Source organism: Paenibacillus sp. FSL R10-2788, assembly GCF_038003885.1.
Classification (GTDB): Bacteria; Bacillota; Bacilli; order Paenibacillales; family Paenibacillaceae; genus Paenibacillus_AQ; species Paenibacillus_AQ odorifer.
In genome coordinates, this window is record NZ_JBBOQA010000001.1 from 3,366,353 (window position 1) to 3,383,072 (window position 16,720).

15 protein-coding genes are annotated in these 16,720 nt (G+C 40.7%); 12 read left to right on the forward strand and 3 right to left on the reverse strand.

The features are described from left to right. Positions 1 to 41 precede the first annotated feature (41 nt). The 3 genes from NSQ50_RS14970 (at position 42) to NSQ50_RS14980 (ending at position 3,086) form a co-directional block, all read left to right on the forward strand. Complete coding sequence (locus NSQ50_RS14970; protein WP_076222498.1) at positions 42 to 707, forward strand: hypothetical protein; 666 nt, start codon at positions 42 to 44, stop codon at positions 705 to 707. Next, a complete protein-coding gene (locus NSQ50_RS14975) occupies positions 697 to 2,001 on the forward strand; it encodes an RICIN domain-containing protein (RefSeq protein WP_076222496.1) in 1,305 nt (434 codons plus the stop codon). Before NSQ50_RS14970 ends, NSQ50_RS14975 begins: the two co-directional genes overlap by 11 nt. 158 nt (positions 2,002 to 2,159) lie before the next feature. After that, positions 2,160 to 3,086 carry a VanZ family protein gene (locus tag NSQ50_RS14980; protein WP_076222494.1) on the forward strand — a complete coding sequence of 309 codons (927 nt, stop codon included), beginning with the start codon at positions 2,160 to 2,162 and terminating at the stop codon, positions 3,084 to 3,086. Between the two features lie 24 nt (positions 3,087 to 3,110). Here NSQ50_RS14980 and NSQ50_RS14985 read toward each other — a convergent pair whose 3' ends face one another. After that, the gene (locus NSQ50_RS14985) at positions 3,111 to 4,169 is read right to left on the reverse strand and encodes a PocR ligand-binding domain-containing protein (protein WP_076217596.1); all 1,059 of its coding nucleotides are present in this window, start codon (positions 4,167 to 4,169) and stop codon (positions 3,111 to 3,113) included. Positions 4,170 to 4,372: 203 nt separating this feature from the next. Between NSQ50_RS14985 and NSQ50_RS14990 the strand changes: the two genes are divergently transcribed. Both NSQ50_RS14990 and dhaK read left to right on the forward strand, forming a co-directional pair. Beyond that, positions 4,373 to 5,509: a glycerol dehydrogenase gene (locus NSQ50_RS14990; protein WP_076125622.1), complete on the forward strand. Its 1,137-nt coding sequence runs from the start codon at positions 4,373 to 4,375 to the stop codon at positions 5,507 to 5,509. A gap of 1 nt (position 5,510) precedes the next feature. Then, entirely contained in the window at positions 5,511 to 7,271 is a 1,761-nt protein-coding gene (gene dhaK, locus NSQ50_RS14995) for a dihydroxyacetone kinase subunit DhaK (RefSeq protein ID WP_076222492.1), read from the forward strand. 70 nt (positions 7,272 to 7,341) lie between these two features. Here the strand turns inward: dhaK and NSQ50_RS15000 are convergent, their stop codons facing one another. Further along, positions 7,342 to 8,121, reverse strand: coding sequence for a GNAT family N-acetyltransferase (locus NSQ50_RS15000; protein ID WP_076222673.1), 780 nt, complete (start codon positions 8,119 to 8,121; stop codon positions 7,342 to 7,344). Positions 8,122 to 8,297: 176 nt separating this feature from the next. Between NSQ50_RS15000 and NSQ50_RS15005 the strand changes: the two genes are divergently transcribed. The 6 genes from NSQ50_RS15005 (at position 8,298) to NSQ50_RS15030 (ending at position 13,457) form a co-directional block, all read left to right on the forward strand. Then, on the forward strand, positions 8,298 to 8,972 hold the full coding sequence (locus tag NSQ50_RS15005) for a hypothetical protein (RefSeq protein ID WP_254857049.1): 675 nt from the start codon (positions 8,298 to 8,300) through the stop codon (positions 8,970 to 8,972). Positions 8,973 to 9,046: 74 nt separating this feature from the next. Continuing rightward, the gene (locus NSQ50_RS15010; RefSeq protein WP_249267686.1) at positions 9,047 to 9,703 is read left to right on the forward strand and encodes an RNA polymerase sigma factor; all 657 of its coding nucleotides are present in this window, start codon (positions 9,047 to 9,049) and stop codon (positions 9,701 to 9,703) included. Then, positions 9,700 to 10,605 (forward strand): hypothetical protein, encoded by a 906-nt coding sequence (locus NSQ50_RS15015; RefSeq protein WP_256716970.1) that lies wholly within the window; start codon positions 9,700 to 9,702, stop codon positions 10,603 to 10,605. Before NSQ50_RS15010 ends, NSQ50_RS15015 begins: the two co-directional genes overlap by 4 nt. A 176-nt stretch (positions 10,606 to 10,781) precedes the next feature. Continuing rightward, the gene (locus NSQ50_RS15020) at positions 10,782 to 11,756 is read left to right on the forward strand and encodes a helix-turn-helix transcriptional regulator (RefSeq protein ID WP_076222490.1); all 975 of its coding nucleotides are present in this window, start codon (positions 10,782 to 10,784) and stop codon (positions 11,754 to 11,756) included. A gap of 130 nt (positions 11,757 to 11,886) precedes the next feature. After that, on the forward strand, positions 11,887 to 12,795 hold the full coding sequence (locus tag NSQ50_RS15025) for an ABC transporter substrate-binding protein (RefSeq protein WP_076222488.1): 909 nt from the start codon (positions 11,887 to 11,889) through the stop codon (positions 12,793 to 12,795). 68 nt (positions 12,796 to 12,863) lie between these two features. After that, positions 12,864 to 13,457, forward strand: coding sequence for a chloramphenicol phosphotransferase CPT family protein (locus NSQ50_RS15030; protein ID WP_038571047.1), 594 nt, complete (start codon positions 12,864 to 12,866; stop codon positions 13,455 to 13,457). A 255-nt stretch (positions 13,458 to 13,712) separates the two neighbouring features. Here the strand turns inward: NSQ50_RS15030 and NSQ50_RS15035 are convergent, their stop codons facing one another. Next, complete coding sequence (locus NSQ50_RS15035) at positions 13,713 to 14,795, reverse strand: GntR family transcriptional regulator (RefSeq protein WP_036677364.1); 1,083 nt, start codon at positions 14,793 to 14,795, stop codon at positions 13,713 to 13,715. Positions 14,796 to 15,103: 308 nt separating this feature from the next. Between NSQ50_RS15035 and NSQ50_RS15040 the strand changes: the two genes are divergently transcribed. Continuing rightward, the gene (locus tag NSQ50_RS15040; RefSeq protein ID WP_076222486.1) at positions 15,104 to 16,711 is read left to right on the forward strand and encodes a xylulokinase; all 1,608 of its coding nucleotides are present in this window, start codon (positions 15,104 to 15,106) and stop codon (positions 16,709 to 16,711) included. Positions 16,712 to 16,720: the final 9 nt, after the last annotated feature.

Consider the following 16,720-nt stretch of genomic DNA (forward strand, 5'->3'; position numbering starts at 1 on the left):
TGTATTCGTTTAAAAAAACCAGAGTAAAGGAGAAATTACTTTTGAGAAGAGAACTGAGGAAGGTTTTGTCTTTTTTGTTGGTTTTAGTGACAGTGGTTGGCACAGGGATTAGCTTTGACGGCGATATTGTAAACGCTTTCGGTCCTAATGTCTTATATGTACCACCAGCAGATTCACCATCCTATGGGGCTTTATCACCTAGGGCAATCCAGCTTAAATATAGTGGCATCAACAATAATAAAATGTATGCTACATTTGAACAAACCTCTAATACCACCCCTGTTTTCCCTATTTATGAAAGCGTTGACAATGGTGTCACTTGGAATCAGGCTGGAGAAGTGGAGGATACTCAAAACGGTTGGGGAATGTTAAATTGCCCTGAATTGTTTGAACTCCCCCAATCTATAGGTAACATGCCTGCAGGTACTATGCTTCTTGCAGGAAATTCTGTGCCAAGCAACAAAGCAGCTACCAAGTTGGAATTATATAAAAGCAATGATTTAGGTAGAACATGGACATATGTAAGCACCATTGCTGAAGGTGGACGAAACGATATTGGTTACGATCCCATTTGGGAGCCTTTCTTTTTGGTTCACAACAACAAACTCATTGTTTATTATTCAGATGAACGTGATCCTGCCCATGCCCAGAAGTTAGTTCATCAGACTACGTTGGAGGGTACGAACTGGGGGACCTGTGGTAGTTGATGTGGCATTTGCAGACAGTAAATTACGTCCAGGAATGCCTACAATCGCTAAGCTGGGCAATGGTAATTACGCAATGACCTATGAGATGGTCGGATACCCGGGCGTGCCCAATTATTTGAAAATTTCAGCAGATCCTGAGAGCTGGAATCCAACTGAAGTAGGATCTCTTGTAGGGTACGGAGGAAGTCCCTATATTTCTGCTTTGGGAGATGGGAGACTCGTATTAAACGTTGCAGGAAAAAAAGAAGTGCTGATCAACTCTTCTAGAGTGGATGCATCCGGAAGCTGGGTTCCATATAATCCGCCCGTAGATGCAGGGTATAACCGCCAACTACTGCCGCTTAGCAATGGCCGCTTATTTATCCCTCAAGCCGGATTTTTTAGTGGGAAAAACACGGTGAAATATGGTGATATGTCCGTAGGTTACTACAAATTAATTAATGTGAAGAGTGGGAAGGCTTTAGGTGTATTGGAAGGTGGAACTGCGAATGGCAATCCGCTCGTCCAATGGAGCAGCGGGACTAATTCTTTGGATCAATATTGGCTCATTTCCACAGCGGAAAGTGGTTATGCTCCTAACGGTTACAAATCCATTGTGAATGCAAAGAGTGGAAAGGTCGCCGGAATATTAGAAGGATCAACAACAGAAGGAGCTAAAGCCGTTTTATGGACTGAAAACCATTCCGATGACCAGCAGTGGACTTTACAAGCCTCTGGTAACTACTACAAGATTGTTAACCGTAACAGTGGTCAGACGTTAGGTATAGCGCAGGGTTCTACTGAAGAGGGTACCCAAGTTATACAGCAGACTGATGCAGGCAGCACTGATCAGCTGTGGGAGTTGGTTCCAGATGAAGGACATATTATGGTGGACAGTTATCGATTAGTTAATGAGAACAGTGGTAAAGTGTTGGGTATCTATCAAGGTTCGATGGCGGATGGAGGGAAGGCGGTTCAGTGGAGCAGCGGAATTTCATCCCATGACCAAAATTGGTTTGTAGTCAGCACAGCTGATGGCTATACGAAGCTGGTCAATACTAATAGTCGTAAAAACCTGGGCATTTTAGGAGGTTCATTAGCTAACGGTGCTCAAAGTGTACAATGGAATGATAACGGATCGAATGACCAGCAGTGGACTTTGGAGTCCTCAGGTGAATTTTACAATATTATTAATCGTAATAGTGGAAAAGCTCTGGCAGTAGATCAGGGTTCGACGACAGAGGGGGCAAATATTATTCAAACAAATAATACAGGTTCTGCTGGCCAGCACTGGAAACTAGTCTCGAATAGATAATTTATGTAACCAAAAGTCATCGACCTTAAATTAAGGGTGATGACTTTTTGTCGATATAAGCTTTGAATGACTAAATCGTCACCTTCAGTGTCACGGGAATGTCACTTTGGAGAGATATACTATTTCCATCGACATATGGAGGGAATTGTGAAGTTATTATGGGAGTGAAATTACGAAAGATTCTTATTATAGGAACTATTTTGTATACACTGTTGATCTTATATTTTTTGTTTTTTGCTTTCAATAGAGTAGAGCATGCAACAAGCCAGTATGAATATACGTTTATGTTGATTCCAGAAAGTGTTCCGCTTCTTTTTCCTGATCTCTTTGACCTATCCTTTTCTTGGTTTTATGACTTTGGGAACATCGCTGCTTTTATTCCTTTTGGCGTATTATTTCCTTTGCTGTATCGTACACATTTTAAGAAGTTTATTTGTTTGTTTATCTTAACAATTTTTGTGCTGGAAAGTCTTCAAGCTTTAACTTTTTTGGGTTCCTTTGATGTAGCCGATGTCATCTCCAATACGTTAGGGGCAATGATCGGATTTTGTGCATATAAGATTGGATTTTCCCCGGAAATCACCAGGAGATCACTTTTTACTTCGGCATTATCTGTTGTTGTGCTATTGGTTGGAATCATGGGAATCTCTGAGATCATTGATTTAACTCTGAAGAAAAGTGAAAGACCCGTGCAGGGATTACAAACGTTGGAAAAGCTTACGGGAAGCATGCCTACCACGCATAATCTTCCCAGTTTCACTATCGCAGGTAAAAATATAATACCAAAAATGAATTTGTACAGCAGTGAAGGTGAAGATATTAAAAAATACACCTATACTTTGGGTGATAAAAAAGAGGTATGGTTATATTTCAGCTTTGGATTCCCGCAAAATGAAAATTCTAGCAGTGAACTAATGATTATAGCTGATGGTAACATGATCCTTCAATCCAGTGAACAATATAGTTCCCAAGCTGAACTCAACAATACGGCATTAGTTACCGTAAAAGAAATAACCTTTATCCTTAAAGGGAATGTGAAGTTATGGGATGTAGGATTCAGTGAAATGAAGCATTGGTGGGAATGAGGAACTAACCCTTCGTTAATTTTATTAACGGAGGGTTTCTTTTGCTGATCGCCTCATATACATATTCCGATATACAGCCGGGGTGAGGTTCTCGTATTTTTTGAAGGTTTTAATGAAATAGCCCGTGTCGCAAAAGCCCAAATCATCACTGACTTGATTGATCGGGGAATCCGTGGATTCCAGCAGTTGCTTAGCCCATTCAATCTTGAGTCTGGCAATGAAGATGGAGAAATTCTCTCCAGTTTCTTTAGTGAAAATACGGCTGAAATAACTGGGGCTGATATGACAAAGCTTAGCCATCTCTTTGAGGCTGAAATTCTCATTTTTGTGTGCATAAATGTAATTAAAAGCAGGCTGAAGCACAGAATTTACTGAGACGAACTTTTGTACACCATTCTTTAATTTGGTCTCGATCAAGGCCCCGGATAACTCCTGCTGTATGGATTGGATTTTTCGATACGTACGGTCTGACTCGTCCATTGCTTCAGCAGAAGCGGGTTCTTCTATATTGGTGGTCAGAACCTTTTTGTACAAATCCACAGTAGTATGCTTTTGAATGGCTTCCTCCACGATATAGGTACTTAACTGCAGCAGCAGCTCAACACACTTTGTTACTTCATCGTAGGATAAAACAGGCAGTGCCTGGTAATCCTCTTTGAGTGCTTTAAATTTCATGTTCGTCTCCACATTCGGCGGGCGAGAGACAATTTGCTCCAGTTGTGGCACGTCAGGTTCACGAAGCTTGAGCTGTCCGGCCATAATTGCACCTAGATATTGATTATCTATAATGATCGGAATCGCGATATCTATAATATTGAAATGACATAAATAAATAAACGGTTTGTTCTGGCGAACCGCTTCAATCCCAGCGCGGGCATCACATTTTTGACAATATTGAGAGAGATGGGAGTCCTGGCGCACACCTTGACAGAATGGCTGGCAATAGCTGTGCTTGGTCACGGGAACACCCTTGTAATCAACAGTAAGAATAGCCATTTTGGTTACAAGAGATAAGGAATCCTGGAGCTTTTCCCATTTCTTCAAATCAATAATTTCTTCTAGATTGAACCGGGATTTTGACATCACAAAATTCTCCTATGTAAGTTATAGAATCTTAATGAACATTATACAGAATAATTCAACACAATGACATGAAAGTTCGATTTTTCACGATTATGACAAAAAAATACGATAAGAAAACGCTTTAATAAGCTTTTATTGTTTCATGTTTCTTAAATTAGAGCAATCTATAATGATAACTATAAACAACTGAGGAGGAACGAAAAATGAGAAGAGCATTTATCAGTCCGACGAAATATGTACAAGGTGAGAATGAATTATTGAACTTAGGTTACTTCGTAAAAACCTTTGGTGATTCTGCTTTGTTAATTGCCCATCCAGATGATGTAACACGTGTGAAAGACAAACTGGAGTCAACTAAACAGAAATTTAATATAACTCTTGTTGAAAGCGGCTTCCACGGGGAATGCTCAAGACAAGAAGTCGCCAGATTACAAGCGCTAGCCAAAGAACATCAATGTGCATGTACGATTGGCTTGGGTGGAGGTAAGGCGATTGATACGGCAAAATGTGTAGCTGAAGGAGAAGCGCTGATTATCGTTCCAACGATAGCAGCAACTGATGCTCCGACAAGCCACTCAGCGGTGCTCTATACACCGGAAGGTGAATTCGATGATTATGCTTATTTCAAGCAAAGCCCGAGTGTAGTCATGATTGATACAACAGTTATTGCCAATGCACCTACAAGATTTCTTGTGGCAGGTATGGGAGATGCACTTTCAACCTATTTTGAAGCAAGAGCTACTGCAAATTCTTACTCCAATGTGAATGCAGGTTTACCTTGCGGAGTTCGTGAAGGGGTTTGCGGTGAAGCTAAAGGAACAGTAACAGCGTTGGGACTTGCGAAGCTCTGCTATGAGACATTGCTTGAGAATGGATTCAAGGCGAAGCAAGCTTGCGACATGAATATCGTAACCCCAGCTTTGGAGAATATAATTGAGACGAATATTCTTTTATCGGGTCTTGGGTTTGAAAGTGGTGGTTTGGCAGCGATTCATGCGATTCATAATGGGTTAACTGCTTTGGAAGGAACTCATCATTATTATCATGGTGAAAAGGTTGCCTTCAGCACGATTGCTCAATTGGTTCTTGAAAATGCAGACCGGACTGAATTAAAAGAAGTGTTGGACTTCTGTCTTTCGATTGGCCTCCCAGTATGCTTAGCGGATATTGGTGTTGAGCATGTAACCTATGAGGAACTGCTTGAGGTTGCTAAAAAAGCTTGCATTGCTGAGGAATCTATCCATTCGATGCCGTTCCCAATTACGGAGGATGCGGTTGCATCAGCAATTATGGCAGCCGATCAATTAGGCCGTCAATATAAATCAAGTAAGGAGCTTTAAGATGAAAAAAATCATAAACAAGCCGGAGACTCTGGTTAGGGAAATGTGTAACGGGCTTGTCTTGGCGCATCCCGAGCTGGATTTCGATCCTAAATTCAAAGTGATTTCTAAGAAAGAGATCAATCAAGATAAAGTTACCCTGATCAGTGGTGGCGGAAGCGGGCATGAGCCGGCTCATGCCGGGTTTGTAGGAACCGGGATGCTGGATGCAGCTGTATGCGGTGATGTGTTTGCTTCTCCATCCCAAATTCAGGTTTATCAAGCGATTCGCCGCACAGCCAGCACCAAAGGTTCGCTGCTTATTATCAAGAATTATAGCGGTGACATCATGAACTTTAAAAATGCGGCCCATCTAGCAACTGAAGACGGTATCGAAGTGGATTATGTCAAAGTAGACGACGATATTGCCGTTGAAGACAGCCTTTATACAGTAGGCAGAAGAGGCGTAGCCGGAACAGTGCTTGTTCATAAGGTAGCCGGAGCAGCAGCAGAAGCTGGATTGTCCTTAGCGGAAGTGAAAGAAGCGGCGCAACATGCAATTGATCATGTGCGCAGCATAGGCTTCGCCTATACCTCTTGTACCGTGCCTGCCAAAGGTACTCCGACATTTCATATTGAAGAGAACGAGATGGAATACGGGGTTGGCATCCATGGAGAACCTGGAATACGCAGGGAGAAAATTGTACCCGCAGATGAATTAGCACAGCGAATGGTTACCTCTTTGCTAGACAACTTCCAAATGAATGATCAGAAGCAGGAGGAAGTAGCCGTATTAATTAATGGTTTTGGAGGCACCCCGCTGCAAGAGTTATATTTGCTGAACAATTCTGTCATCCGCGAATTAACCGCTAAGAATAAGCAAGTGTTTAAAGTGTTTGTTGGTAACTACATGACCAGCATTGACATGGCAGGTGCATCGGTGACGATAATGAAGCTGGATGAGACACTGAAGAAATGGTTATCTGCGCCTTGTGATACACCAGCCTTGTTGATTAAAGGCCCTTTTGAGCCTGTGAAATATACTGAAGTAATCCAAGAAGAGAAAGCAGACAGCAATGTATCCTTTAAGAATAATACGGATGCTGCTGCAGCGGTGATTAAGAACAATCGGTTTACTTTGCAAAATATCGTCTATCTGCTCGATCAAATGAGCCAGGTTATTATTGAGAATGAAGTTCCGTTCTGTGAGCTTGACTCCCACGCTGGAGACGGCGATTTCGGGATGAGTGTAGCTAAGGGCTTTAAACAGCTGAAAGTCGAGTGGGAGGATATTTTAGCTCATCATCTCACTAATATCGGTGAGTTCCTTGACGCCTGCTCCATGGTCATTATGGAATATTGCGGCGGAGCATCCGGACCGATCTGGGGATCAGGCTTCCGCGCAGCGAGCAAAAATGTTCAGCAGAAGGAAGAGCTGACCATTCAGGAGTTTGCTGATATGATGCAGGCTGTTGTCAAAGGGATTCAAGATACGGGTGAAAGATCTTTTGGCAGAGGGGCTGTCGTCGGAGACAAGACATTGATTGATGCGCTTGTACCGTTCGCAGATGCCTGGACCCAAAGTGCAGAACAAGGCGACGATATCAAAGTGGCGGCAAATAAAGCAGCGGAAGCAGCTGTCCAAGGTTCTAAAAATACTATAGAAATCGTTGCCCGTATGGGAAGAGCCGGCACAGTGGGGGAACGCAGCATCGGTTATCCAGATGCGGGTGCTCATGCGCTGGGGGTTATTTTCACAGAGCTGGCAAAAGCAATGAAATAAACAAGATTAACTGGCGTATCACCTAAAATTTAGAAAAAACGTACTGCATTAGCTGCAGTACGTTTTTAATTTAAATCATAAATTCAACGATGTATTGTTGGCAAATGAGTTCATATCCCAGCGATTGATATAGAGAAATGGCTCCTACATTCTCCTCAAAAACATTCAAATATACGTTAGCTGAAATGGCATGTCCTTGGCGTGTTAGCTCTGCACAGACTTTTTTACCATAACCATTTCTTCTCCAGGCCACATCTGTTCCGATATTTCCTAGTTCAACGTAATCCTCACTATATATATGGTATCCTCCTACAGCAATCAGCTCGTCTTGTGCCATCACACCATAGAACGGATTCTGTAATTCTTCTTTTGAAAAAGCCATGGTTTGCAGCTCGTTCATCTTTGCTTCAATTCGCTGGAAATGAGCAGGTCCTAAGTGCATAACATGCTTGTCCGCTGTTGGTAGAACATCTTCATGAATATGTTTCATAAGAAGCAATTTTTGGGGAGGGTTGTAGAACTCAAGCTGAGAAGCAAAGACCTGCAGCTCTTGTTCGTTAATAATAAAGCTACCCACCGCATGGTTATGTAGATGTAATTCATCTTTCATGAACGCCAACATTGAGCTGAGACAAAAGGATTGCTGAACTGGATATACAGAAAAAGCATTAAACGGAAGGCCACTTAAAAAGGCTAATACTCCAAGCAACTCGCCCTGGTCAGAATACTGACCGTAATGCACTGTGTTTTGTCTGCGAAAAGTAAGGTATGAATAATATAAAAAATGCTGTTCCTTATTAATCGAGCTTAATATAACATCTAACTCTGCTGCTGTTAATTTTCTATACATATACGACCTGCCTCCATTAACAATTGCTGTTGCTATTTCCTCTTGCCGAATTTGCACAACCTTTTCTAATATATCATAAATCAGAACTTTGTTTGCTTTATTGCTGGGTTGAGCCAAGTATGATACTATTGTCCCCTTAGAAACATAAAATGAGATATGAAGGTTTTCTTGAAAGGATGATATATATTAAGGCAATCTTAGTTCGGTACTTCGGAAATCCGCAAGATCGAACCGCCATGTTCAACGCTGCTTCCTTAGTCATCGATGCTTTTATTGGTATAGGCAAGTTAATTCTTGGGTTATATCTATTGTCCGGATGGTTCATCACAAATGCACTTTATTATCTGATCCTTTGTATAGCCAAAGGACAGGTGCTTCATAAATATACATTAGCTAAAAAAGTCAGTTCAGCACAGCAAAGGTATTCACTGGAGCTTTACGTTTATAAGCGTGGCGGTGTTTTTCTTTGTCTTCTAGGGGTTTCTTATCTGTTGGTCTGCCTGCGGATTTATCTAGTCGGAGATGCTTTGGTTTATGAAGGTTACATTGTATATCTGGTAGCACTGATCGCTTTTACAAAACTTGGTTTTGCCATTCATGGAAATATTGTTAACCGTCATCTCAAAAATCCCATTATATCAACATTAAAAATGATTAGCTTTACTGATGCCTTAGTCTCCATTGTTGTCACTCAAATGGCTGTGCTTACAATGAAAGGCTCACCTCAGGCATTAAACGCCAGCGCGTTGTTTGGCATGGGATGTAGTGTTTTATTTTGTCTGGGGGGGATCTGGATGATGCTCCGTAAGACAAAGGTTCCAATGAAGGAAGTAGAATTAATTAAAAATTAGATGATATCATAACTTCCCCTTATCCCTTAGGATGAGGGGTTATTTGTATTTTTATGTCATATTATCAGCGTTGAATGCCGAAGCTTATAGAAAATTATATTTTTATGCAACCTAAACACTTCTTTTCCTACTTTATAAGTGAATGCTTAATCAAATCGAACGGAAGTGATGGAGTGGAAGATAGTGAAATCATACAATTGTATTTTGCACGTAATGAAAGGGCAGTAGAAGAAACATCGAAAAAATATAGAAATTATTGTACTCGGATCGCTCATAACATTTTGTCTAATGCTGAAGATTCGGAAGAATGTGTTAACGATACCTTTCTTGGTGCATGGGAAGCAATACCGCCGAAGTCTCCTGCAAAGCTGTCCTCTTTTCTGGGGAGAATCACACGAAATATTGCTTTGAACAAATACGATTATTACATGGCTAAAAAACGGAATAAAAAATTCGATACGATTCTTAATGAATTAAACGATTGTTTATCCTCTTCAGACAACGTTGAAACCCAATACGAGGAAGCACAAATAGCCGAATCTATAAGCAAATTTCTACACAACATTAAGGAAGATCAGCGGAATGTTTTTTTGAGGCGTTACTGGTATTCTGATTCTTTGGCCGATATTGCCGCACGCTTCTCAATCAGTGAAAGTAAAACCAAATCAATTCTTTTCAGAACACGCAAAAAACTCCAAATATATCTTCAGAAAGAGGGTTATTTCCTTTGAATAATAAAGAACTCTTCAAAACAATCGGTTACATAGACGAAAATCTGATAGAAAAAGCCAACTCCGCGAGAGGCACTAATAAAAAAGCTTATGTAAAGTGGGGCTCACTCGCAGCTTGTGCTGCATTGGTGTTAGGTGTGGCCGTTTATAAATTTCCGCAGACTCCGTTGCCTAATTCACCACAAATATCACAGCAGACACCAGTCTCGTCTCCCACAGGGGTTCGCAAAATTCTGAATTACAATGGATACCGTTATGCATTCGTAGCAGATGGCGCTCAGTTTAAGTTCACAGGTATGGAGCCTGACAAATCGCTTGGTGCATTAGAGTTTGATCTCAACCAAGAGCCCGGAAAGAATGACGGGGATAAGAATGCGGAAAAAGATTATGCCGCTACGTTCGCTATGGGTGGAAAGCTGTATGAAATCCCAACATACCCATCCCATTTTCGTATTGCAGTTAAGGATGAGCAATATTATTATCTAGCTGAAATTGTGGCGAAGGTAGACGATTCTGCAATGAGCGCGAAGGAGTATCTAGATCTGGCTAATCTGAAGGAGCATGCAAAAGATATCTATATTCTGAATCATGTGGGGAATGACGTGCAAAAGACTATCACTGATCATCCTATTGTTGAGTCCATTATCGAAGGTTTGTACAGCGCAAAAAAAACAGAGCTAAGCATTAAGGAATATGAAGCTCTTGCAGCGGCGCAATCCCAAGGAAAATCATATCAATTACAGTTCAACCTCAAAGACGGGACTTATATCGCCATGTATATCATTCCCGAATTAAAGGTGGTGTCTATGGGTGATGCTTATTATTATTTGCCTGATGCCTTTTTTGATCAAACCAGCGACCTCTTTTCAGGGCTGACACAAGAAGTGCTACCGCTTTACTGAGGAGGCGGAGATAAGAGATCCTTAAAAACTGTACATTGCAGGTTATCCAATATCTCGCATATAATGATCTAAATGATAATCGTTATCATTTAATAGAAGAGAAAAGGTGATCTGCTCATGATAAAACATAATATTGGGATTACGGAGTGCAGCTTACCTGCTGAGTGTATAACAGAATGACAAGTTCATCTATTCATAACATCTATAACGGGTATTTCGATGCTTTGTTTGAGGCTCCGTCTATGAGGGGCACTACAGAGAGGAAACATTTTGCACAATCCAGTACCCAAGGATACGTCGATAGAGTGATCACACCCTCCGGGATCGAAATTGTTGATAGTGATTACCGTTTTGCTGATGATCGCCTAGTTCAGGTTCAATCCGAAGCGGCGATGATTGAGTTAAGCTTTTGTCTGCAGGGAAGCGGGGAAGTTCATGTAACAGATACCAGCCATGAGTTAATGCCCGACAGTTGTTCATTGCAGTTCATGCAGGATTTCCAAGCGGAATTTCACTATCGCAGTGCTGAACCTATCCGTTTATTGTCCATAGGTGTACCTGTTACACTATTCGATTCATGGATGGAGGATCAAGGCTCTTCACATGCTCGCAGCTTATCCGGGCTGTTAGATTCACGTGCTTTTCGAATGTTCCGTATGCCTATTCTTCCAGAAACCACCCGATTATTGGTGCAATTGAGAGACTGTCCATATCATACCTCCATGCGCCGGTTGTACGTAGAGGGGAAGGCATTAGAACTCCTATCTGTATATTTTGACGCATTTCTTTTTGAGCAGAAACTTACTAAACGCAGTTTGCATTTATCACGTAGTGACCGAGAAAACATTCGGAAAGCCAGGGATATCATCCTTGACCACATGGCAAACCCACCTTCGCTAATCGAATTGTCCAAGCTGGCAGGCATTAACGAATACAAATTAAAAGTTGGATTTAAGGAAGAGTACGGAACAACTGTATTTGCATATTTACGGAACAAACGTTTAGAAAAAGCATGGGAAATCATAAGTACCGGGGATATTAGTGTCAGCCAAACAGCGACGATGGTAGGTTACAACAACTTTAGTCATTTTGCCGAAGCTTTTCGGAAGCAATATGGAATTAATCCTTCAGAAGTAATTAAAAAACGATAAAAATTAAATAAATATCCGCCAAACCGTTATTCAATCCCTCTGCCGGTAGTTCTGTCCTATCAGCAGAGTGTATGATCGGACTTGCTAGAAGTGAGAATGATTATCAATAGATTGGAGAGGGTTGGAAAAAATGTTCAGTTTAAAACGGATCTCTTTTGTCGGAATCGCCTTAATCATGATGGTGATGCTGTACGGGTGTGGGAATTCAGGTCAGGAGGCTAAAGGAGATGTTGAATTACCGGTGAATCCGGTTAGAATTGCCGATGTATCCGGCTCAACGGAAGAACTTCTGGTGCTTGGATATAAACCTGTTATTACTGGGAATACAGATATGGCTAATTCATTAGAAATCACTCCTATTCTCAAAAAAGAACTGCCTGATGTAACTCCCGCTGGATGGTTTCAGACGGAAGTCAACTTAGAAGCGATCATTGCAGCAAGCCCTGATTTGATACTGGCAGGACCTACCCAAGAAAAAATCTATGATCAACTAAATATGATTGCTCCAACAGTGAGGGTGCCTTATGGCTTTAACGCTTTTAGAGAGCGATTTGCATTTGTTGCGGAGGTGCTTGATAAGAAAGCGGAAATGGAAGCGTGGTTGAAGGTCTATGATCAACGTGCTCTACTACTACATGATCAAATCACTGAGATAACCAAGGAAGAGACGTTTGCGGTAATCGAAGCTACAGAGAAAGAAATACGCATCTATTCCCGCACAGGTATTGCGGATATGATTTTTAATGATCTAGGATTACCCATCGCGCCAGGTACACCGAAGCCAGATCCATGGGGAGGGAAAGTGACAAGTCTAGAAGCACTGTCCACCTTTAATCCAGACCATATCATTTTATTATCCGATAATGACCAGAATGTTCTTGACCAAAGCAAGGTCTGGAGCAATCTGAAAGCTGTAAAATCGAATAATATATATCGTATGACAAGCAGACAAAATTATAATGAGGCTTTCTTTGCTTTAGGAAAAGAAGCATTGTTGGAGCAAATAGCCGAACAAATCAAGGAACATATCAAACAGTAAAGGATAATTTAATCTTTTCTCGAATAATCTCTGAGTTGCAATGATTATTATTTGAAGGGATGATTAAATTGAAGCAAGGGATATTAGTTTTTCTAAATGGAACTTCAAGTTCCGGAAAGACCTCCATATCGACTGAACTGATAAAACAGAAAGAGATTCCTTTTTATCATTTATCAATTGATGATTTTTTTAATAATTACAATGATTTTATTAATAATAAATTTCCAGATGAACCTACAAGAGAAATAGATCATCAAGTCGTTTCCCAAATATTGGATGATTCCATATTCTCAGTGTACCATTCGACAATTAAATTGTTATCAGAATTTGGTTTTAATGTAATAGTAGATACCGTAATCGACAACGATAAGAGGTTTAATGTGTTTCTTGATCAATTTTTCGATCACCCTACGTTATTTATAGGTGTAATATGCTCGAAAGAAGAACTCATAAGAAGAGAGCAAACAAGAGGAGATAGAATGATTGGACTAGCAGCTTCACAGTTTAGCAAAGTATATTGCTTTGAAGAATATGACCTCGAAGTAAATACGGAAGAGATGAATTCATTAGAATGTGCTGAAAAGATATTAAGTTTTATTAAGTCCAATAAGGAATACTCGGTATTTAAGAAATTAAGTAAAAGAAATGTTAGTGTTTCCTAGATGGTGTATCCAGATAACACCATATTCAAGCCTTGGGGCTATCACCCCTCGGGCTGCCGAGGGATTTCGGGATAAATACGGGATAAATCCCGGCAAGCTTGTGAAACAGTTTGCTTCTACTGTACTGTTGACTTCAAACCAAGAATCGAACCTTTAAAGAATACGGAGATAACAGTTGCAAATAACCCACCAGTCACGACTGGTGGGTTATTACATTTACATATGAAGATAAACGCAAATCCCTCAGAATTTATTCTATCTCTCGACTACTGTTTCTCCTTCAATCAACACAGGTTGATAATAAGTGTTGTTGGGAAGATCCTTTTTTCCTTGTAATTTTTTAATGACCCAATCCGCTGCATCACGGCCCATAGTTTCTTGGGGATGCGTCAAAGTGGTCAGTTTGATGTTCGCATTTTGGGCAATATAGGAGTTGTCCTGGCCAATAATTGATAATTCCTCTGGTATAGAAATGTTCAGCTGTCTGCAAGCATTGACCACTTCCAAACCAACCTCGTCGTTGTAGCAGACAATCGCAGAGAGGGTATCTCTATTTTTATTTAGGAAATCCTTCAAGTTCGTAGCTAAGGTTTGTTTGGTCTCGGTGTTGAACGAAAATATTTGCTCTGGATAGAACCGCAATTTAGCTTCTTCGAGGGCTTTGATATAACCCTTCATTCGATATTTGCCTTGTAAATCATCCATTTTTGCGATAAGTCCAATTTGAGAGTGGCCTTTGGAAATCAATTCTTTTGTTGCCAGATAACTGGACTGCACATCGTCAAGACAAAGGAAGGGGAGCTCTATTTCCTCATAAAAAGCATTAATCATAATGAGTGGAATATCTTGCTCCTTAAACGACAGATAATACGCAATATTGGGATTATACAGATTACTTTTCGTAGGTTCAATAATTAAACCATCTACACCGTAGGACAACATCATTTCGAGAGCTTTTTTTTCTTGCGCAACATCGTTATTGGTACTAGCCAATAATAGAGAATAGTTATCCTCATTCATTCGGCTTTCAATCCCCCGGATAATAGAAGGGAAGATGTAGTCAGAGATATACGTCGTAATTACACCGATCGTCTTCTTATGTGAACTCCCGCCGGTCTTTGTGCGATATTGGTTGCTGACATACGTGCCAGAACCTTTTTCGCTGCGGAGGAATCCTTCGTTGGATAGCTCTAAAATGGCTTTTCTAACAGTCTGTCTGCTAACCTCGTACAAGGACTGCAAGGCAGACTCCGTAGGAATTTGTTCGCCTACATTGTAATCTCCTGAAAGGATCTTGCTTTTTATATCCTCTATAATCACTTGATACTTTGGTTTCATGTAATTCCTCTTTCCATACTTGTTCGCTTTTTGATTCGTTCATTTCGTTAAGTTGTATGTACAAATTATAGCATGACTACGAATTAAATATAAAGGGGCTCTTTTTTTATGAAAAAATGTAAATATTTCGTACCTTTAGATCATCATAAACAAACTAAGTACGGAGTTAAATTATTATCATCTCCATATTTGTATGTATATATAACTATTTTATTGACAAATGTACGTACAAAAATTTATACTAAAGCTGTTAATTAAGAAAGCGAATTCTTTTATATTAAAAAAGCGCTGTCAGAGAGGTGACTAACGTGATATCGAATCGATTAAGCATCGAAGAAGCAATCAATAAGGGAGAAACTTCGCTAGGGATTGAATTTGGATCCACGCGTATTAAAGCAGTACTTATTGATCATAGTTTTCAAACGATCGCTTCTGGAAGTTATGAATGGGAAAATCAATTGAAAGACGGCTTTTGGACGTACAGCCTAGAAGATATTATCAAAGGTCTACAAGATGCTTATCGTGAGATGAAGCAAGAAGTTCAACAAAATTACGGAATCACCCTCCAAACCGTTGGTTCAATCGGGTTTTCTGCAATGATGCATGGATATATGGCTTTTGACGAACAGGATCAATTGCTCGTTCCGTTCCGGACTTGGCGTAATGCAACAACTGGTAAGGCAGCCAAAGAATTGACGGATGTATTTAAATTCAATATCCCGGAACGTTGGAGTATTGCTCATCTTTATCAGGCGATCTTAAACAAAGAAGAACATGTGCCGGAGATTCGGTTTGTTACGACGTTGGCAGGATACATTCATTGGTTATTGACCGGCAACAAAGCACTTGGTGTTGGGGATGCTTCAGGTATGTTCCCGATTGATGAATCCATAGGGAATTATAATGAATCCATGATACAACAGTTTGATGAGCTTATTGCTGGCAAAGGTTATTCGCTGAAGACCAGCGATCTTCTTCCTAAGGTGTATGTTGCCGGTGAGCAAGCGGGTCTATTAACCGAAGCAGGAGCCGAAATTCTGGATCCATCATTGCAATTACAAGCTGGGATTCCGCTTAGCCCTCCAGAAGGGGATGCGGGAACCGGTATGGTTGCTACCAATAGTGTAAGAAAACGTACCGGGAATGTCTCCGTAGGAACCTCTGTTTTTGCCATGATCGTATTGGAACAAGAACTTTCTAAGGTTTATCCGGAAATTGATATGGTGACTACACCAGACGGAAGTCCGGTAGGTATGGTTCATGCTAATAACTGTTCAAGTGACCTTAACGCCTGGCTCGGATTATTCCGTGAGTTCTATGAAGCAATGGGGCAAAACGTAGAAGCTGATAAATTGTACAGCGTATTGCTGAATAAGGCTTTGGAAGCAGACGCAGATGCGGGTGGATTGCTCAGTTACGGTTATTTCTCGGGTGAGAACATTACGGGGTTAGAAGAAGGCCGTCCGCTATTTGTACGTTCGCCTGAGAGCAAATTTAATCTGGCTAACTTTATGCGTGCACATTTGTTCAGCGCCTTTGGTGCTTTGAAAATTGGAATGGACATTTTGACGAAAGAAGAGAATGTAGCCATAGATAGTATTTTAGGACACGGCGGTATATTTAAGACTCCGGTTGTTGGCCAAAAAATGATGGCAGCTTCACTGAATGTTCCTGTTTCCGTAATGTCAACTGCTGGAGAAGGCGGCGCATGGGGAATGGCTATTCTTGCCTCCTACATGATGAACAAAAATCAGGAAAAAAGCTTGGAAGACTTCCTCGATCAAAAAGTGTTCAAAGATGTAAAGGGAGAAGAAATTCATCCCGATGCAACCGACATTAAAGGCTTTGAAACCTTTATCGAACGTTATAAAAAAGGTTTGGCGATTGAGCAATCCGCTGTTGATAATTTAGTCTGAAAATGGAGG